The sequence below is a fragment of the Streptomyces sp. 1114.5 genome (genome assembly GCF_003635085.1).
In the GTDB taxonomy this organism is placed as follows: domain Bacteria; phylum Actinomycetota; class Actinomycetes; order Streptomycetales; family Streptomycetaceae; genus Kitasatospora.
The window spans coordinates 701,637-720,764 of sequence record NZ_RBXE01000003.1 but is presented as its reverse complement, the minus strand read 5'-3'; the positions used below and the strand labels follow the sequence as shown (position 1 = coordinate 720,764).

The following is a 19,128-nucleotide window of genomic DNA, read 5'->3' as shown; positions in this document are numbered from 1 at the left end:
CACAGGCCCCGGGCTGAGGCTGAAGAAGGATGACCGCGCCCGGGCCGTCTGCGGGCGTCTGACCGGCGCACCGCCTTCCCCAAGGCCCGTAGGCGGGCGGTGGGAGCGCTGCCGGTAGAGGTTACGCGGCGTTCCAGGTTTGCGTGGGCGGCGCTGCGGCAGTACGCCGCAGCGGAGCAGCGGTGGTTGGGCCCCGGGTGGAGGGGTCTTGGTAGGGCAGTTAGCGTGCCAGCTCGTGAGCACACCCATCCTGCCGACCCTTGAACAGCTACGGGATCTGCACTTCTTCGTCGGCGGGCGGGCCTACCTCGCGATCGGTCCCACCGTCCGCGTCCCGCGATGCGAGCCCCTGCTGCGCGAGGATGAGCAGGCCGCCGTACGCGACGCCGCCGGCGCCGTCCTCGCCGCCTCCCGGCACCTGTATCAGGCCCGGTGGCACCACCTCGACGAAGCCGAACCGGGCCCCGCCGCCCACGCCGTCTGGGCCGCCTACCGGGCCCTGGCCAGCCCCCGGCAGGACCACTGCGATCTGGCCCCGCATCTGCGTACCCTCCTCGGCACCAGCGCCTCACGGCCAGCTGGCCGTGAGGCCCCGCACAGACAGCAGCCAGAAACGCGGACGCCGGCGGTTCTCCTCGCTCGACAGCAGCCCAGCACCGCGCGACTTGTGGTAGCTGTGCCAGCGCTGCGCGAGCTCGCGATCCACGAACGTCGCCACGCCCGGCACCGTTGAGCCGGCCAGCTCGAACGTCTCCCTCGCCAGCCGAGTCGGCGAACCCGGTCGCCAGGTCGATGAACCGGGCCCTTGGAAGCAGGCCACGTTCACGTCGTCTCGGGACCTCCACCGACCGCACAGCCGCGTTGCTCGACCGAACGGGCGAGACACCTTCGGCGGTACGGGCGGCGTGGCGCCCCGAAAGCCGTCCGTAGATGGCGTAGACGAGTCTTCGACGTGCTGTCGACGACGCGACTTCAAAGACGATCTCTCGAGCCGGAACAGGGTGTGGGCCGACAATGCGACTGGCTCTGGTGACGTGTTTCAACGCCGACTGGCAGTTCGGCAAGATCCCTTCGCCCTATGTGCCGTTGAACCTACTGGGTCTGGCCGCGGTCGCGCGGCGCAGCGGCCACGATCCGGTGGTGATGGATCCCACGCTCGCCCTGACGGAGGGCCGGGTGACCGACGGGCCCGACTTCCACCGGCAGGTGGCGGAGCTCATCTGCGCGTCCGGGCCCGAGGTCGTCGGCCTCACCACAATGTGCAACTCCTATCCGCAGACGCTGACGCTGGCCCGGTGGTGCCGTGAGCTGGATCCCACCGTCCGGATCCTGCTCGGCGGACCGCAAGCCTCGGTGGTGGACGTGGCGACCCTGCGAGAATTCGGCTGGATCGACGCGATCGTGCGCAACGAAGCGGACCGGTCCTTGGTCCAGGTGCTCGACCGGTGGGCGGCGGGGGGCGATCTGGCCGGCGTCGCTGGCACCACCTGGCGGGGCGCAGATTGCGCCCTGGTGCGCGAACCCGCCGCCCCACTGCTGCAGGACCTGGACGAACTGCCCTTCCCTGCCTACGACCTGTACCCCTTCGACCGGATCCCTGTGGGCTTCGCGCCGGTGGAGGCGGGGCGGGGCTGCCCCTACGGGTGTACGTTCTGCTCGACAAACGTGTTCTTCAACCGGGACTACCGGATCAAGTCGCCGACCCGGCTGATCGCCGAGATGCGGCATCTGCGGGACACCTGGGGACTCACCCGCTTCGACCTGGTGCACGACATGCTGACCGTCGACCAGCGGTGGGTCCGGGCGTTCTGTGCCGCCCTGGTCGACGGCGGGTACGGGTTCGAGTGGGCGTGCAGCGCGCGTACCGACCGGGTGGACGACGACCTGCTCGCCACCATGGCCGCCGCGGGCTGCCGAGGGATGTTCTTCGGGGTCGAGACCGGGTCGCAGCGGATGCAGCCGCTAGTACGCAAGAGGCTGCGCATCGACCATGTGCTGCCGGTCATCCGGTCCGGCACCGAACGGGGGATCACCTGCACCGGCTCCATGATCGTCGGCTTCCCCGAGGAGACCGTCGACGACGCCGTCGCCTCCCTCGACCTCGCGCTGGACATCCTGCAGCTCTCCCCGGACACCCATGCGCAGATGCACCTGCTCGCGCCGCTGGTGGGCAGCCCGCTGTACGAGTCGCACCGCGACGACCTGCAATTCGACGGGCACAGCTCCGACATCTCCCTCTTCCTGCTGGACGAAGAGGAGATCGCGACGGTCACCCGTCACCGCGACATCTTCCCGAGCTTTTACCACATCCCGACGCCGCACCTCGACCGCGAGCTCGCCAAGGCGATCTCCGCGATCACGTACACCTGCCCGACGCTGTTCATCGCGCTGCGCCAGTCCGGTGCCGACCTGCGGCAGGTACTGACCGACTGGACGAGCTGGCAGCGCCGGCACGTCGGCCCGGAGAAGCTCCAGCCGGACTACTACCTCTCCGCGTTCGTCCCGGACCTGTGCCGGTACCTGGAGGTCGAGGTCCTGGCGTCCCTCGGCCCGGCCGCACCGGTCGTGCGCGACCTCATGGCGTACACCGAGGTGCGGTACACCCTCCAGCGGCGGCCGACCGGGGACCGGCCGGTATTCCGCGCCTTCGACTGCGACGTCCGGGCGCTGACCGCCTCGCTGCGCACCGGTGGCGGCCTCGACGTGGAGCACGTAGCGTCTGACCTGCTGTTCGTGAGCCTCACGGCACCCCGAGGGCGCGGCTACGCCGTCCTGGAGGTTTCCGTACCCCGCAGCCCCGACGCGCTGGTCCGGCCTGGGGACCGGCTGGAGATCCGCGACCCGGTCCGACAACTACTGTCCCGGCCCGAGTTGATCATCCGCAACACCTCGCAGCGGCGCGCCTTCGCCGCGAAACACCATCTGACCGAGCGGCACCTGACGGTGTTGGGGCTACGGCAGGAGGCTGCCACCGCCGCCACCGGGTGACTGGGCCGTCCGGGCTCTGCCAGGCGTGACGAAGACGAAGCCGTGCACGCGGAGACACGAAGTCGTGCACACCGAGACGAAGGAGCACTACCATGGCCGAAGACCTGGCATCGGAGCGGACCGGACCCGTCGGCAACCTGCCGTTCGAGGAGCTGGCGTTTGAGGAGCTGCCGTTTGAGGAGCTGCCGTTCGACGAGCTGGGGCTCGTCGAGCTGGAGTCGCGGTTGGAGGCGGCAGGCGGACAGGAAAGCTCCGTCTTCGTGACCGTCTCGGGTTCGTGGTAGCCGACATGAACCGCGGCGCCCGGGTCGAACGGCACCAGGGCTGGCGGGGCGACAGCGCCCTCGTGGAGGAGGCCCGTCGGCCACTGCGCCGCCGGGTCGCCGGCCTGCTGCAGGTGGACGGCCTGCCGGCGACCGCCGGCCTGCCGTCCGAGCGACGCATCGCCACCGGTGTTGACCCCCGGGTCTTCTACACCTACCCGCTGCTGTTCTACACGTCCTTCCCGGACGTGTCGCTGGCACAGCTGCGGGCGCTGTCCGTCAGCGGCTCCCACCTCTTCGACTACGTGCTGACCCTGGACGAGGTCCTGGACCGCCCGTCCTCCTGCAGCGGGGGAAGCCTGCTGCTCGGCAGCGTGCTGCACCGCGAGGCCCTGCACGGGCTGTACGCGCTGCTGCCACCCGCAAGCCCGTTCTGGAGCCACTTCGACCGCTACTTCGAGCACTTCTGCCAGGCGGTGCTGCGCGAGGAGGCCCGGCACCGCGGCCTGCTCCATCCATACCCTCGGGGTGAGCTGGAGCTCGTCTACTCGGGCAAGTCCGCGATCGCGAAGGCGTGTCTGGCGGCGCTCGCCGTGCTCGGCAGGGACGAGCGGCCGCTGGCCTGGCTGGAGGCCTCGCACGACTCCTACTACGTGGCGTTCCAGCTCGCCGACGACCTCGCCGACTGGCGGATCGACTACGAGCGCGGGCACTATTCATATCCCCTCACCCTGGCGTTCCTGCGGGCCGGCTGGCAGCGGCGGGTCGAGTCGGGCGGCCGTCCGTCCGTGCCCGAGGTGGCGGAGTTGCTTGCCCGGCAGGGTGTGGTCGAGGAAGTCCGCGCCCTGGCGCTCGGCTATCTGGACCGGGCCGCGGGTGCGGTCGACCGGATCACCGACGGCAGCTGGCACGCCGCCATCCGGACCACCCGGGAACGGATCGACGGCCCCGCCCTCGGCCTTGGTCCGCTGGCCCGGCAGCCGGGCGCCGCGGCGGCTCCCCTCGGTGCCCCGGCCGAACCCGCTGGGTGGCGGGGCGATCCGCGGACGCTGGCGACTCCGGTGGCTCCGTCCTGGCGGCCCTGGCTCGATGCCCGCCGGGTGCCGCGCGCACCCCGGCCAGCGCTCCTGGCGGAACAGCTCCGGACGCTCGACGCCGCCAGTCCGGCACGGACCACGGGCGAAGCCCTGTGTCAGGTGGGCCTGGCGATCGCCGCCTCGCGCCGGGCCTTTCCACAGCACGGCCTGACCGAGCACCTCGGCGTCTCGGCGGCCGAGCTGGACTGGCTTGACCAGCACAGCCCGTGGCTTGACGGCCTGCTCACGCTCGGCCTCGACGAGCCGCCCGAGCCGTGGCACCCGGACCGCCCCGGCACGCCCGGCACCGTGCCGGGCTGGGTACCACCAGCGGTCGGCCGGTACCTCGGCCACCGGCTGGTCGCCCAGTGCGCGCAGGAGTACCCGCCGGGGGCCGCACCCACCATGGACGCGCTGCTGCGCGACTACCGCGCCCACTCCGTGGCGTAGGACGAGGCTGACCATGACCCTGTTGCTGATGGAGGCTCAGTACACGGACCAGGCGTTCGCGGAGCAGTGGCTGGCCCGACCCGGCTGCGAGGGCCGGACGCGGGAGCCGCTGCCGGTCGCAGGGGCGCTGTTCGACCACTTCCCGTTCCTGCTGTACGAGTACTTCGCCACTGTGCCAATGGGTGCGGCCCGGCGGGTGGCGCTGGCCGCGCGCGCGGACGGGACGGCCCGGTTCCTGCGGTACCAGCAGAGCCGGGGCCGGTACGAGCCCGACCGGGCCGACCGTGACTGTGCGTGGCTGCAGCAGTTCGCCACCCGGCAGCTGCGGGGCGACCTGCCGGCCGGGACGCCGTTTTGGCAGTCGCTGGCCACCAGGCATCGCCAGCTCTCGGCCCCGGCCGCGGCCGGCGCGGTCCTCGCCCACACGACCACCGAAGCCTTCGCCGCCCTGGCCCGGTCGCCGGAGCCCGTCCGACCGGTGACGGAGTCGCAGAGCCACCTGTACGCCGGGCTGACTTTCTACCAGGAATGCTTCGGCTGGAAGGAGGACTTCCTGCAAGGCCACCCCTCGCAGCTCGTCTCCCGGCTGCTCGCGGAGCTGGACGCCCCACCGGCGCCCACGGGTGCCGACCGCGCCGCGCTGGTCGCCGACGCGGCCCGCCGCTTCTACTACGGGGGACTCGCCGAGCACACCCTCGGCGCCGCCTCCGAGCAGCTGTGCCGCGCCCTGGCCGCGGTGACCGACCTGCCGCCCGGAGCGTGGGTGCAGCGGCTTGTCGGCCTCCTCAGAGACGTGCGGGGGCTGTGCACGGACCTCGGCCGGATCCGCCGGGACGGGCTGGCCCGAGCGCGCGGCGCCGCGAGCCAGAGCCGCCCGCCGACCCGGGGAGGTGCTGCCCCTGTCACCCCGGCCGACTCGGCCACGCCGGCTGCCCTGGCCAATGCCTCGGCGGCCGCAGCCCGCTATCTTCGGCGGGAGCAGGAACCGGCCGGCCGCTGGGGCGACTTTCTGCTGCTGGGCCAGCAGAGCACCTCTTGGGTCACCGGCTACGTCGGCTGGAACCTGGCGGCCACCGGCACGGCCGCGGGCTCCCTGGCCGCTGCGGCCGACTGGCTCGTCGCCCACCGGGAGCCCGGTGGGGGGTGGGGGTACAACGGCCAGTGGCCCGTGGACGTCGACTCCACGGCGAACGCCCTGCTGTTCCTGACCCGGCACGGCGCGCCCGAGCCGCAACGGTGGGCGCCGGCGCTGGACTGGCTGCTGTCGGCGCAGCGGCCCGACGGTGGGTTCGCCACCATAGTGGACCCGGAGCCCTGGCTCGTACGGTTCCGCTCGGACGCTGGCGACCTGCGCGGGTGGACCTCCTCGCATCCCTGCGTGACGGCGGTAGCCGCGCTGCTGCTGGCCGGCCTGGACGGCGCCCGGGAGAGGCGCGGAGCACTGCGGGCCGCGCGCTGGCTCCTGGACCACCAGCGCCCGGAGGGCCACTGGGAGGCCTACTGGTGGACGAGCCGGCTGTACAGCACCTGCCGTGCGGTGCAGGCGATCGGGGAGCTGGGCCGCCGCGTCGACCTGCCCGGTGCCGCACCGGGCCGGGCGCGGGCCACCGCGTGGCTGCTGCACAGTCAGCGCCCCGACGGAGGCTGGGCCGGCGCACCGAACCGCTCATCCGGCGCCTTCGACACCGCGCTGGCCGTCCAGGCGCTGTGCGAACTGGGCACGGCGCCTCCCCGGGGTGACGCTGTGGCCCTCGCCGCAGCCTTCGCCCGCGGCACCCGATGGCTTCTGAACCACCAACGGCCCGACGGCAGTTGGCCCGTCGAACCGATCCTGCGGGTGCCCCGTCCGCAGCTGGCGGACCCCTGGAAACAGACCTCGTGGACGGAATCGATCGCTGGTCTCGACGTGGTCGTCGAGGACTGGCGGCGGCTGTTCACCACAGCAACGGCGCTTCGCGCCCTGCACACCGCATCACTGACCAGCGATGCGGTACCCGAACTCCCGACAGGAGACCTGTGATGGCAACCGAAGGACAGATGAACGTGCCCCGGCGGTACCGCGCCACGGGCCCGCACGAGACGCGCCAGCTCATCGCCAAGATCCGCACCGCCTTCCCGGACGCCAAGTTCGCCCTGCAGCAGCGCATCGAGGACGACAAGGGCGGCGTCGCCTTCGTCTGGTCGGTCCGCGGTACGCACAGCGGCGAGGTGGACGGTTACTCCCCAACCGGAGCGCCGGCCACGATGACGATCGTCACGAGCGCGATCACCGCACCCTCCGGCGCCCGGTAGGCACCGGGCGGCAGACGAGCGGCTCCGGCGGGAACTCCGCCGGAGCCGCCATCTGTTTGATGCCCACCCTGGATAATCAGCAACTGGGGTGACCTGATGCCGGGTTAGCAAAAGGTGCCCGTGACCTGTGAGGATGCGATTGCGACGACATATCCGTGCGGGGATCAGGGGCACCATTCTGGTGGCAGAGCGTACAGGGTGGGACCGGCGGCTGTCCGTGGCCGCCGACGGGAAAGGTCTGATCGGACACGCGGGGGCGGTGCTCCTGCGGGCGTGCGCGGACCGGCTCGGGCTGACCACGGGGCTGGGCCGCGTGTTGCCCGATGGCGTGGGCACCTGGCGGGACCGCGCGGAGGTGGTGGTGGGCCTGGCATGCGTGATCACGCTCGGTGCGACGAACCTGTCCGAGGCCGAACAGCTCCAGCGCCACCAGACGGCGCTCTTCGGAGCCGCCGCCTCGGACTCCACCGCCCGTCGCACCCTGTTCGCCCTGGACGCCCCGACGCTCGCGCGCGTCGCCCGGGTCCGGGCACGGGTCCGCCGGCACGTGTGGGGACTGCTGCACCTGCGGCCGGGCGGCTTCCCCTGGTTGACCGTGGCGGGCAAGCGACTTGCCGGGTGGATCGTCATCGACCTGGACGCCACCGTCATCACCGCGGCGTCCAAGAAGCAGGGGACGGCGGCCACGTTCAAGAAGACCTGGGGCTTCCACCCGCTCGCGGCCTGGTGCGCGAACACCCAGGAGTCCCTGGCCATGCTGCTGCGAAGCGGGAACGCGGGCGCGAACACGGTCGCCGACCACATCACCGTGCTGACCGAGGCGCTCGGACAGGTCCCTGGTTCCTCCCAGGCCAAGATCCTGGTCCGCGTCGACGGCGCCGGGGCCACCCACGACCTGCTGGAGCACCTCGAAGCACTGAACACCGCCCGGCGAACGGTGCGCTACACGGTGGGCTGGAAGCTGACCGACGCCGACGAGCAGGCGATCGCACTCGTTCCCGAGGGAGCATGGGAGGACTCGCTGCGACAGGACGGCAATGTCCAGGACGGCTACCACTGCGCGGAGTTGACCGACCTGAACACGCGTGAGGGCTGGCCGGCCGGGATGCGGCTCATCGTGCGCCGGGTCCGCCCGTCCGGGCGCCAGCTGGCAAAGCTCACCGCGTTCGAGCAGCGGACGGGCTGGCGCTACTCGGTCACCGCAACCAACATCCGCCACATGTGGGGCATCGCTGGCTCCCACCAGGCGCAGTGGCTCGACGCACTCGCCCGCGCCCACGCCACCGTCGAAGACCGGGTCCGCACCGACAAGGCCATGGGCCTGCGCAACCTGCCCAGCCAGGACTGGACCATCAACCGCGGCTGGATGCTCACCGCGAACCTCGCCCACGACCTGGACTGCTGGGTCCGGCTGCTGTCCGTGCACGACCAGCCCCAGCTGGAGCGCGCCGAGCCGGACACCATGCGCTACCGCCTCTACCACCTGCCCGCCCGCCTTGCGGCCCATGCCCGCCGCCGGTGGCTGCGGATCGACCACACCTGGCCCTGGGCCGACGCGTTCGTCCTGGCCTGGCAGCGGCTCACGCACCTTCCAGCCGCCACCTGACACCCGGCCCCGACTCCGACGAGCAGGAAGGAACCGCAGGTCCGGGCTGGTGGAACCCGGCGTCCCCGCAGCGACATGCGACGGCCCGCCCCGAACGACGCGGGGACATTACGGGCAGCCCGCCGATCAGATCAGCAACCGCTCACCGCTGACGAATCGAGGCTGTCTGTGGCATCGCCGGCGACAAGGGCCTTGCCTGGGTGCCAGGCCGTGCTCACTTTCAACAGTCGCCGGTCCGGAGAATCGGTGGCGCACAGTTGCTCGTCGTCAATTACCCGCCCATGCTCGCACGCGCGACAGCAACCGCACACCTGAATTAATGCAGCCGATCCCCCTGTTCTGAAACAGGGAATTCTTCCGAGCGCACAATTCTGCAATTCCTCACCGCAGCCAGCAGCCCGTTGCCCGGGACCGGACGGACCGGTCCCGGGCAGCGGGAGGGATCATCCGGCGTACGCCAGGCTGATCTGGTCGCCGAAGACCACCCAGTGCTGGCCGGGGTCGTTCGCGTCGCACGGCTTGGTGCCGACGTTCGGCGTGCCGTAGGCGTTGGCGAGGCAGTAGGCCGGGGCGTTGGTGAGGAAGATCCTGTCGCCCTGGACGCTCCAGTACTGGCCCGGGTCACGGCCGTCACACGCCTTGGTGCCGATGCTCTGGGTGCCCCAGGGGTTGGCGAGACAGTAGGCCCGGGCGTTGGCCAGGGCGATCTGGTCGCCCGTTACGGCCCAGTGCTGGCCCTGGTCTCCTGCGTCGCACGGCTTGGTGCCGACGTTCGGCGTGCCCCAGGCGTCGGCCAGGCAGTAGACGCCCGGGTGCAGCGTCGGCACGGCCGCGGCGTTCCCGGCCGGGACGAAGGAGGCGGTCAGCGCCAGTGCGGTGAGGGCGAGCGTCTTGCGCAGGGCGAATGCCATGAGAATAAATCCGTTCTCGATGCAACACGTATGATTCGTGCACGATCATGATACTGATTAGCCGTCGGATTCGAGCGTGCAGAGGATTTTTATCACCCATCGGCACCGCACCAGAAGCCGAGCTCTACGCATTCATCCGAACGGGGAATGGATGCCCCGAGCGGAAGCTCCGACCCGGACTCGTCGTCCTCCGCCGAGCCGAGCTTCAGTGGGCTGTAGGGCGGGTTGGCGTCCGAGTACAGCTCGTCCTTGCCCCCGCCGCCGCTCGTTGTTCGCCCGGCACGGGCACCGGCTCACCTCCTCGACGGCGACTGGACAGTTCCCTATAGCGTCAGTGTGTTGAGCGCTGCAGGAGAGGTGCCGGGTGGCGAGTGTTCTGGGCGGGTCGGGACCGCTGGCGCGGTCCGGCCCATCAGGAGTCGAGTCGACAGATCATGAGACCGGGTCAGCCGATCGCCGCCGCGCTGAACCTATGCTCGCTCCGTCGATGCGCGCCAGAGCCGGACCGTGCTTCCATCAGCACTCGCCAGCAATGGCTCGTTGGGAGCGAACGCTGCCGTTTTGAGGCCGTTGACGAAACCCGCGAGTGGAGACCCGAGGGAAAGGCCGCTGGCCGGATCCCATAGGCGTACCGTGCGGTCCATGCTCGCGCTCGCGAGCAGTCTGCCGTCACCGGAGAAGGCGACGGCCCTGACCGCGTTGCGGTGGCCCACCAAGGGGTTGCCGACAGGCCGGAAGGTGACGGTGTCCCACACCTGCACGGTCTCGTCCCAGCTGCCGGTCGCGAGAAGGCCGCCATCAGGAGAGAAGGCCACTGCACGTACCGCACCGCGATGGCCGGTCAGTGGTGCGCCGACGAGCCGGCCACTCAAGGGATCCCACAGACGCACCACCGCATCCTCCCCGCCGGTTGCCAGGAGCCGTCCATCCGGGGAGAACGTCACGGCGTCGACCCCGCTGGTATGGCCCGTGAGCGGAGATCCGACAAGGGCGCGGGTGCTCGGATCCCACAGGCATACCGTGCGGTCCAGCCCGGCACTCGCCAGCAGTGTGCCGTCGGGGGCGAAGGAGACGTCCCACACGGCACCGGCGTGCCCCGTGAGCGGTTGCCCGATCTGCTCGCCCGTCGCCAAGTCCCACAACCGCACCGTGCGGTCCCGGCCTCCGCTCGCCAGTAGCCGCCCGTCAGGAGAGAAAGCCACGGCCCGTACGCCGTCACGATGCCCAGCAAGCGGCGCGCCCACGAGGGAACCCGTGGCCACCCTCCACAGTCTCGCCGTGCCGTCCTCGGAGGCGGTCGCCAACAGCCGTCCCTCGGGTGCGAATGCCACCGCCGTGACGTTCCCAGTGTGCCCGCTCAAGACCGTGCCGGTGAGGTTCAGCGCCCGTCTTGGTGAGGCCGCGCACTCAGTAACGGGGACATCGTTGCAGTGCACCGGCTCCGGCGGGGCGGGAGCCGGCGGCGGGCCGAGAGCTGCGGTGACCCACAGGCGTGCCAGCGCCGCGTCGAAGAACTCGATAGCCTCACCGTCGCGTTCGACACGGATCACCACCCCGGAGCGAGCCTGAAGCGACGGCGCGGGGGGCGGTGCCTGGGGAGGGTGGATGTGCACGCCTCCTTCGATCGTGCCCGCCTGCACGAGGGATCCATGGATTCGAGAGTGGCCCTGGATAACGTTGCGGGTCGTCCCCGCTGTCTCAGTGCCCTCTGATTCCTCTGGCGCCATGGGCTCGCCCCTGCCACATCGTGAATGCCCGAGCTGGTATGGCTGTTGACCCAGCAGGCTATCTCGGCCTCGGGGTGCCGCCCTCCATCGTGAACCTGGCCGCCGACAATCTCAACACGCTGACTTGCCAGGGAAGCCCGGTGCCGGACCGTCCATGGTCCGGCCGGTGGGGTGACGGGCTGACGGCGGGGCCGGCCACGGCCCTGACGGTGGATCCGGCACCGTAGGGCAGGCGGCAGGGGCTGGTCCAGCGCAGCCCTTGGCACCGGCCACGGGTGCGCGGGTGGAGCACATCGCACCGGGCCAGGCCCGGATCCGGCGGGCCGCGATGGCGGCCCGGTTGCCGCCCCCACCCGGTGGTCCGGCAGGGCAGGCGGCGCGCGGCCCGCCGGATCGGGCTGCGATCCTCCTCCGAGGCCGAGGAGTACCCGCAGCTTGGCCCCGGCGCTCCCGCAGGGCTGTCGGCGAGCGCCGGTAGCCTGCGGGCATGTCCGTCAACATCGACCTTCACTTCACCGTCTCCAAGCTCGGCGACGCCGCGCAGGCCGAGGCGGTCGCCGCGTCCGTCGGCGACCTGCTGCGCGACGAGGGTTTCGAAGACCAGATCAGCTACGGCCCGGTCGTCGACAACGGTGTGCACTACGTCACCGGCGAGGCCAGGTACCCGATCATCATCAGCGGATTCGGGCGCTGGCAGCCGTACTTCGAGACCTCCTTCGCCACCGCCGTGGCCCAGGTCGCCCCGCACGCGGAGGCCTTCATCACCTGGGGCTACCCGGACGAGGAGTACTGACCGCCGCTGCCTGAACTGCCGTCCGGCGCAAGCCCCCCCCGGCCTCGCGCCGCCAGGGCAGCTTAGCCCCACCAGGCCACCGGCAGCTCAGGTGGAGGCGGAGCTGGGCGGCCCGGGCCGGGGAGTCGGCGACCACGCGCCGGCGTCGGGTGGTCGGGTCGTGGCCGGCGAGGTGCCGGTGGCCGGCGGTGCCAGGACTGACGTCGGTGGGCTGCTGTCCCCGGGGTTGCGCGCGACCGGGTGAACCTCCGAGCACATGGCGACGGTCACGTCACGGTGGCGGAATGCTGCGGGATACGGGCCTGACGGTTTGTCGGCCCAGCGGTGCGGGCTTCGGCCGCCGCACACCGTCCCACCCCATCGTCCGCACCGGAAAGGCCCCTCGATGACCGTCTCCCCCAGCCTTCCCGCCACCCGCCGTGGCTCGGCCGGCCGTTGCGCGGCGCTGGCCGTCGCACTCGGCATCGCGGCCGCGATGACCGGTGCGGTCCCCGCCCACGGCACGCAGACCGCCGAAGACCCGTTCCCCGTACCAGTGGCACTCGGCGGGGCCCGCCAGGTCATCACGGTCAGGGCCGAGGGCACCCGCGCCGCCGTGACCCTGTGGGACAGGCAGGACGGCGTCTGGCGGTCCGTCGTCTCCACGGCCGACGCGAGGATCGGGTACGGCGGACTCCACGACGGCCTCACCCGGGTCCAGGGCAGCGGCACCACACCCACGGGCACCTACACCCTCACCCAGGCCTTCGGCATCGCCCCCGACCCGGGCACGAAGATGCCCTACCACCGCCTCACCGCGCACGACTGGTGGGTCCAGGATCCCTCCTCCGCCCACTACAACCACATGCGCACCGACACCCAGGGCGGCTTCCACCTCACCGAGCAGGGCCCCCTGGGCAGCGAACACCTCGTCGACCACCCCGTCCAGTACGACAACGTCCTGGTCATCGACTTCAACACCACCCCCGTCGTGAAAGGCCGCGGCGCCGGGATCTTCCTCCACGACCTCGGCTCCCGGGCCGACGCCACCGCCGGCTGCGTCGCCGTTCCCGCCGCCTTCATGACCCGGACACTGCGCTGGATCAACCCCACCGAACACCCCGTCATCGCAATCGGCTAGATCCCTGCAGCCGGGCGGTCACCGGTCGCCGCCGACGGCGCGGCACCACCGCCGATCAAGAAGCACCCGCTGGTGCGCCGCACCGGCCCACGCGCCGCCCGCCGACGATCCGGCGAGCGCAGAGCGCTGCCATCAGCGCGGCGACCGCGCTCCCCAGCGTGGCCGAGGCGGTCCAGCCGTGCGAATTGCTGGCGACCTGCGCCACTTCGACCTGCAGGAAGTACGTCCCACCGGCCGTCAGGGCCGCCCGGCCACACCCCGCCGACCCTGGGTCACGCTCCTGGGCGCGCGCCAGCACGGCGCCCACCGCCAGCCCCGGCAGGGCGGCGGTCACCGCGCCGAACGCCGAGAACAGCAGCCAGTACACCAGGACGAATGGCCCGGCCGCCGGCTGCCCGGTGAGCGTGATCACCAGCACCAGCACGGTGACCGCCGAGACCAGCGCGACCGCCGCCCCCAGCCCGTACCCGAGACCACGCCACACGATGGCCGAACACTTGCTCATCCTGTACCCCCTGTTGTTGTTCCGACCGGCTCCGCACCGATCCGCGGCGCGAGGACTGCGGCCGAGGCGGCGACGACGAGACTCCCGAACGTGGCCGCCGCAGCCCGACAGGGCCCACCGCCCAGCAGGTCGAACATCGCCCCGGCCGGTGGTCACGATACGAATAACCCCCTACCCGCCGGCGCCCAGGCCCGCCATCATGATCAACCGTGTCGACCTCCCCCGAGCCGCCCGCCGCGGCGTCCGCCGACAGGCCCGTCCACGGTTCGCCGTGCCCGCGCTGCGTCTCCCCCCTGACCGACGACCCGCGCTTCCTGCTCTGGTGCCCGGCCTGCGACTGGAACCTCGTGCCCGGCGGGGACGCCGCTCCCGAGCCCACCCGCCGCGAGCGGGCCGCGATCGCCCGCACCGACCGGCTCTACGAGGAGCAGGCCACCGGAGGCAACTCCCCCACCGCCCGCCGGGACTGGCTGCTGGCCTCCGCCGCGGCCGGGCTGATCCACCTCGTCACCGTCGGCATCTTCGCCCTGGCACTGTGGCTGCTGATCGCCGGGACCGTCGTGCAGCGCTGCGTCGGCGCGGTGGTGCTGGTGATCGCGGTGACCCTGCGGCCCCGGCTCGGCCGGTTGCCGAAGGACGCGGGCGTGCTCGACCGCGCCGGGGCGCCGGCCCTGTACGGTCTGGCCGACCGGGTGGCCGCCGAGGTCGGCGCCCGCCCGGTGGACGTCATCCAGGTCACCGACGAGTTCAACGCCTCGTACGGGCTGGTCGGGGTGCGCCGCCGGTCGGTGCTGCGGCTCGGCCTGCCGCTCTGGGAGGTGCTGGACGACCGGGAGCGGACAGCCCTGCTCGGCCACGAGTTCGGCCACCGGGTCAACGGCGACCGCCGGCGCTCGTTCTGGCTGTACAGCGCCGTCGCGGCGCTCCGGGCCTGGTACGACATGGCCCGCCCGGGCCACGACGGGCCGGTCGTGGGCCGCGACGAGGTCTCGTTGCTGGTGCGGCTCGGCGCGGCGTTCGGCCGGCTGGTGCTGCGGGGCGTCGCCTGGGTGCTGTACCAGGGGCTGGTGCTGTTCGACCGGCTCACCTCCCGGGCCGGCCAGCAGGCCGAGTACCACTCCGACGTACTCGCCGCCCGGGTGGCAGGCGGCAAGGCGGCCCGGGGCATGCTCGCGGCGCTGCTGCTGTTCAACTCGGTGGACACCGCCATCCACCAGATCCGGGCCGAGGAGCGCGGGCGGCCCCGGATCTTCCGCGCCCGGAGCCGCCGAACCGAGGACGCGCCCGCGCCGCCCGCGCCGGACCTGCTCTGGGAGCGGGTGCGCGAGCACCTCGCCTCCGTCCCCGCCATCGAGCGGGAGCGCCTGCTGCGGCTCAGTGCCCGTGACCGGTCCGCCGTGGACGGCTCCCACCCGCCGACCCACCTACGGATCGCCCTGGCCGCCCGCGGCGGTGACGGCGCCGTCACCGTCACCGCCGCCGAGAGCGCCTCGATCGCCACCGAGCTGGCGCCGCACCGCGCCCGAATCGCCGCCGGTCTGCTGGCCGGCTGACAAGGCGGGCCGGCAGCCTCGTCGTTGACGGACGGGCGGACTTCGTCGCGGCTCGCCCCCGGCTGGGGCCAAGGCATCACCTCGCGCACTTCCGGCGGGCAAGCCCGCGGGCTACGCCCTCCGGGTACCGGGCAAACCCGCGAGCAAGCCTGTGCGAGTGCACGCCCGCTCGAAACCGACCGTTCAGCACCCGCCCTCACAACGACAACCCGCGCCCGGGGGGACGGGCCGAGACCGACCCGCACGACAGCCGACCCGACTCGATCGGTGGGGCACCCCAATGGGAAAATCGTCCCTGTCCTGATCGTCGGCGCACCTGCCAGTCACACGCACGCACACTTCCGGGGGGAACAATGACGACGCGCACCCACGCACTGTCCGCTGCCACGGCCGTGGCCGGGGCCGCGGTACTCCTGCTCGCCGCATGCAGCAAGGACGTGCCCGCCCTGAGCTTCGGCTCCGCGCAGCCGTCGGGGAACCGGCTCGCCGCCCAGCCGCCGACGGGCCGCTCGCTGGCGCTGGCCCAATGGCCGCACGGCTGCGAGGTGCTGAGCGATGCCGAGATCAAGGCGATCCTGCCGCAGGCCGGCGGCATCAAGCGAAAGCCGGTCAAGGTCACCATCATCGACTTCAACCCGCTGTCCGAGGCAGACCCCGGCACGACCGGCGATGTGCCCGACGCCGGCTGCAAGTTCAGCTTCGGCCTGCCCGACAAGCACGAGAACGACAGCAACAGCAGCATCACCCTCACCTTCACCGCCGTCGCCGATCCCGCGCTCGTCGCGAAGAGCTACACCAAGGACCTGGCCCAAGCCCGGGAGGACGCGACCAAGTATCACAAGGAGTTCGAGGACCTCGGCACCTCGCTGGGCCCGCAAGGCTGCTTCGCCGGCGACCTCGCCAGGGGCAACCTGACCTGTCACCAGGGACCGTACGAATTCGAGGTGAGCGGCACCTCGACGGCCGACGGCGTGGGGGAATACCCGAAAGCGGACCGGAACTGGAGCGACAAGGTGCTGCGCCAGGTTGCACGCACCCTCAGCGCGCGCATGCCGTGACGGCGAGGCACCGGCCCGCTCGGCATTCGGCCGATCGCCGGCAGCGGGTGGGCCGAACGACACCGTCCGACCGGTCGCCGGCTGCGCGGACGCCGGTTGGGAGATCCCGCGGCTGTTCCAGGAGATGCGCACGGCGCCCGACTTCTACGTCGACAGCACCAGCCAGGTCGCCGTCAGCCCGTTCGCACGACGCGGCGGGCGTCCCTGCTTCAGGACGCGGTGGCCAGCTCCAGCGCCGCCAGCACCTCGGCGCGGCTGGGCGCGCCGACGGAGCGGTGGGTGACGTGGCCGTACCCGTCAAGCACCAGCACGGTCGGCGTCCGCAGCACGTCCACTCGGCGGACCAGGTCGAGCCGTGCCTCGGCGTCGATCTCGACCAGCCGCACTCCGGGACGGTCCCCCGCCACTTTGCCGAGCAGCCTGCGCGTACCTGGGCAGGCGGCGCAGAACGAGGTGGAGAACTGCACCAGCGTCGCCTGCTCGCCCAGCGGCTCGCCGAGGTCTGGGCCGGTCAGCCGCAGCGCGCCGCCCGCCCTCCCTCGCTTCATCCTGCCGTCCCGCGCGGCCCGGAAGAGGCCGAACGCCGTCGTCACGACCAGGACCACGGCCAGGAGCAGTAGTCCCGTCAGCGTGCTCATGAACGCTCCTGCGCCGAAAGGCCGCTCACCCGGGCGCGTCCGCGCACGGCCAGCAGGTAGAACTCGCAGCCCAGGCAGTAGCCGAAGGCCGCGTTGAGGAAGGCCGCGGCGAGCGCCAGCGCGGTCGCGGCCGCGCCGAGCCAGAACGCGCCGCACAGGTAGCCGACGGTGCCGACCACGGCGAAGGCGAAGCCGACGGCCTGCGCGAACCGGGGCGGCCGCTCGTTCTCCAGCTCGGTCGGCGGACCCAAGCGCGGGCGCACCAGCCGCCGGTAGAGGAGGCCGTAAGGCGAGAAGCGCAGGCCGAGAAGAGCACCCAGCGCGAAGACGGCGGCCTGCGCGGCCAGCAGCGCACCGCTGCCTGTCACCAGGACGACAGCGAGGACCACGGTGGTCAGGGTCGCGGCGAAACGCGGGCCGCGGGGATCGATGCCGGCGGGTGCGGGGGTGGTGCGGGACGTACCGGGACTGCCGAAAGGCATGTCGGGACTCCGAGGGTTCGAGGTTCCTGGGGGTGGGCGAGTGTCAGGAACGACGACACGCAGCGGACCACACTCGACCGAAGTCGATGTGGTCCCGGGTCACCAGGAAGGTCTCGTGAGGCACGGCTCCATTGCAACAGCCGCGCAAGCCACGGGTCAAACGGCCGGAACAACGCCGGGTGCGGTCCTCCAGCAGCGCCACCGCGTGCCGCGACGGGCAGCACCGCCCGGCGCGAGCGCCAAGACTCACCGACCGACAGCCCTGCCGGTCGCCCCAGTGCCAGAGCAGGGGTACTGCCGTGTCCCTGACTGTCGGCGCTGCCGCGCCCCGTCCTCTGTCGCTGCAGTGCCCCCAACTTCCTGATCAGCTAAGGTCGTTCCGCTCCCCTGACCGTGCGGGAGTTTCGGGCAAACGCTCGTCGCGTCCCCTCCGCGGCTGCGAGCATGGAGTCATGCCGCAGGATCACCCGGAACCGCCCTCGACCTCCTCGGTGGAGAACCTCCTCGCCGACGGGGCGACCGTCAACGGCTCGGTGCTGCAGGCCGGAAGCGTGCACGGAGACGTGCACCTCCACCCGGCGGAGCGGCCGGTGCGCCCGACGGGCCCCGGAACGGTGGACGTCCTCGTCGAGTACTTCGAGCCCGGCCAGTGGCTGGTGGTCCCCTCGCGAGCGGCGTTGGAGGTACCTCCCGCGCTGTTGCCGGGTCAGCGCCCGGGCGAGGAGGACGTGGCCGAGTGGGCACGCGGGCACGGGGGTGTGGACTTCGCGACCACGGAGCTGTCCGTGACCGTGATCAACCGCTCCGACGCTCACCTCACCCTGCGCGGCTTGACGGCCGAGGTCACCGACCGCGCCGAACCGCTCACCGGAGCGTTGGTCTCCCGGGTCCCGCAGGGCGTCAGCGGCGTACCGGAGCTGGAACTCGACCTCGACCAGGAACGTCCGGAACTCTGGGAGGTGGACGAGTTCACTCGTGGACGTGTCGGTGCCCGCCCCTTCCTCGACCGTACCCACGTGCGGCTGGCCCCGGACGAGTCGCAGCGCTTCATCGTCACCGCGCGGATCCGCAGTTCCTGCTGCACCTGGAAGCTCGTCCTGGCCTTCCGCGGCGACGACGGCACCGAGTTCGCCGTCCGACCTGCGCAGCGCTTTCGAACCACCGGGCTTCCGGTGACCGGACTCTCCCCCGTCGTGCGGTGGGCGTGGTTCGAGGATCCGCCGCGGTTCTGGCGGGACACGGTCCGGCTGGACTGGTGCAGTCAGGGCAACCCCGATCCGGAACTTCCCTCAGCTCCGAGGGAACTGCGCAAACTGGCCGGGCGCTTCGGCCCGCATCTGACGCACTTCCTCAGCACGGGCACCACCGGCCCGGAGCAACAGCTCCGGCTGGCCGCGGTGCTGCCCGCGGTGCGGCTGGCCGTCGACCTCGTCAGGGCCGACCGCAAGGGCCGGCACGCCGAAGCCGCCCGGCTGCGCGCCGAGCTGCGCCGGCGGTTCCCGCGCCCGATCCTGGAGCAGGCCTACGTGGCCGCCCTGCTCGCGGCGGGCCTCACCCACGGGATCCCGCCCAGCCACCGCGAGAAGCTGATCGTCTACCTGGCAGGCACCCCCGCCGCCGAGGTCCTGAAGCCGATGATCGCCGTTGCCGCCCGCCGCTGAGTTCC

18 protein-coding genes are annotated in these 19,128 nt (G+C 71.9%); 11 read left to right on the top strand and 7 right to left on the bottom strand.

The window, feature by feature from the left end:
- Positions 1-268 precede the first annotated feature (268 nt).
- The gene (locus tag BX285_RS34765; RefSeq protein ID WP_121179499.1) at positions 269-541 is read right to left on the bottom strand and encodes a hypothetical protein; all 273 of its coding nucleotides are present in this window, start codon (positions 539-541) and stop codon (positions 269-271) included.
- A 27-nt stretch (positions 542-568) separates the two neighbouring features.
- Complete coding sequence (locus BX285_RS37765; protein ID WP_183107343.1) at positions 569-718, bottom strand: hypothetical protein; 150 nt, start codon at positions 716-718, stop codon at positions 569-571.
- A gap of 311 nt (positions 719-1,029) precedes the next feature.
- On the opposite strand from BX285_RS37765, the gene BX285_RS34760 reads away from it, so the two are divergent.
- From BX285_RS34760 to BX285_RS34735, 6 genes are all read left to right on the top strand, one after another.
- Positions 1,030-2,988, top strand: a complete 1,959-nt coding sequence (locus BX285_RS34760) for a B12-binding domain-containing radical SAM protein (RefSeq protein WP_183107342.1) — start codon at positions 1,030-1,032, stop codon at positions 2,986-2,988.
- A 92-nt stretch (positions 2,989-3,080) separates the two neighbouring features.
- A complete protein-coding gene (locus tag BX285_RS34755) occupies positions 3,081-3,272 on the top strand; it encodes a hypothetical protein (protein WP_121179497.1) in 192 nt (63 codons plus the stop codon).
- A gap of 5 nt (positions 3,273-3,277) precedes the next feature.
- A complete protein-coding gene (locus BX285_RS34750) occupies positions 3,278-4,777 on the top strand; it encodes a hypothetical protein (RefSeq protein WP_121179496.1) in 1,500 nt (499 codons plus the stop codon).
- Between the two features lie 13 nt (positions 4,778-4,790).
- Entirely contained in the window at positions 4,791-6,797 is a 2,007-nt protein-coding gene (locus tag BX285_RS34745; RefSeq protein ID WP_121179495.1) for a prenyltransferase/squalene oxidase repeat-containing protein, read from the top strand.
- Positions 6,797-7,069, top strand: coding sequence for an ester cyclase (locus BX285_RS37760; RefSeq protein ID WP_183107341.1), 273 nt, complete (start codon positions 6,797-6,799; stop codon positions 7,067-7,069). Before BX285_RS34745 ends, BX285_RS37760 begins: the two co-directional genes overlap by 1 nt.
- A gap of 181 nt (positions 7,070-7,250) precedes the next feature.
- Positions 7,251-8,675, top strand: coding sequence for an IS1380 family transposase (locus BX285_RS34735; protein ID WP_259470962.1), 1,425 nt, complete (start codon positions 7,251-7,253; stop codon positions 8,673-8,675).
- Positions 8,676-9,118: 443 nt separating this feature from the next.
- Here the strand turns inward: BX285_RS34735 and BX285_RS34730 are convergent, their stop codons facing one another.
- Both BX285_RS34730 and BX285_RS34725 read right to left on the bottom strand, forming a co-directional pair.
- On the bottom strand, positions 9,119-9,586 hold the full coding sequence (locus BX285_RS34730) for a ricin-type beta-trefoil lectin domain protein (RefSeq protein ID WP_121179492.1): 468 nt from the start codon (positions 9,584-9,586) through the stop codon (positions 9,119-9,121).
- Between the two features lie 470 nt (positions 9,587-10,056).
- Positions 10,057-11,226 carry a WD40 repeat domain-containing protein gene (locus BX285_RS34725; protein ID WP_183107340.1) on the bottom strand — a complete coding sequence of 390 codons (1,170 nt, stop codon included), beginning with the start codon at positions 11,224-11,226 and terminating at the stop codon, positions 10,057-10,059.
- 574 nt (positions 11,227-11,800) lie between these two features.
- Here BX285_RS34725 and BX285_RS34720 point away from each other — a divergent pair.
- Both BX285_RS34720 and BX285_RS34715 read left to right on the top strand, forming a co-directional pair.
- Positions 11,801-12,106 carry a hypothetical protein gene (locus tag BX285_RS34720; RefSeq protein ID WP_121179490.1) on the top strand — a complete coding sequence of 102 codons (306 nt, stop codon included), beginning with the start codon at positions 11,801-11,803 and terminating at the stop codon, positions 12,104-12,106.
- A 385-nt stretch (positions 12,107-12,491) separates the two neighbouring features.
- Positions 12,492-13,226: a L,D-transpeptidase family protein gene (locus BX285_RS34715; RefSeq protein WP_097240931.1), complete on the top strand. Its 735-nt coding sequence runs from the start codon at positions 12,492-12,494 to the stop codon at positions 13,224-13,226.
- 55 nt (positions 13,227-13,281) lie between these two features.
- On the opposite strand, the gene BX285_RS34710 is transcribed toward BX285_RS34715, so the two are convergent.
- Entirely contained in the window at positions 13,282-13,731 is a 450-nt protein-coding gene (locus tag BX285_RS34710; protein ID WP_121179489.1) for a hypothetical protein, read from the bottom strand.
- Between the two features lie 209 nt (positions 13,732-13,940).
- Between BX285_RS34710 and BX285_RS34705 the strand changes: the two genes are divergently transcribed.
- The gene (locus BX285_RS34705) at positions 13,941-15,284 is read left to right on the top strand and encodes a M48 family metallopeptidase (RefSeq protein ID WP_121179488.1); all 1,344 of its coding nucleotides are present in this window, start codon (positions 13,941-13,943) and stop codon (positions 15,282-15,284) included.
- A 353-nt stretch (positions 15,285-15,637) separates the two neighbouring features.
- Positions 15,638-16,342: a hypothetical protein gene (locus tag BX285_RS34700; RefSeq protein ID WP_097240934.1), complete on the top strand. Its 705-nt coding sequence runs from the start codon at positions 15,638-15,640 to the stop codon at positions 16,340-16,342.
- 209 nt (positions 16,343-16,551) lie between these two features.
- On the opposite strand, the gene BX285_RS34695 is transcribed toward BX285_RS34700, so the two are convergent.
- Positions 16,552-16,971 (bottom strand): thioredoxin family protein, encoded by a 420-nt coding sequence (locus tag BX285_RS34695; protein ID WP_121179591.1) that lies wholly within the window; start codon positions 16,969-16,971, stop codon positions 16,552-16,554.
- 5 nt (positions 16,972-16,976) lie between these two features.
- A complete protein-coding gene (locus tag BX285_RS34690; protein WP_121179487.1) occupies positions 16,977-17,462 on the bottom strand; it encodes a DUF4395 domain-containing protein in 486 nt (161 codons plus the stop codon).
- A gap of 452 nt (positions 17,463-17,914) precedes the next feature.
- On the opposite strand from BX285_RS34690, the gene BX285_RS34685 reads away from it, so the two are divergent.
- Positions 17,915-19,123 carry a hypothetical protein gene (locus tag BX285_RS34685; protein WP_121179486.1) on the top strand — a complete coding sequence of 403 codons (1,209 nt, stop codon included), beginning with the start codon at positions 17,915-17,917 and terminating at the stop codon, positions 19,121-19,123.
- Positions 19,124-19,128: the final 5 nt, after the last annotated feature.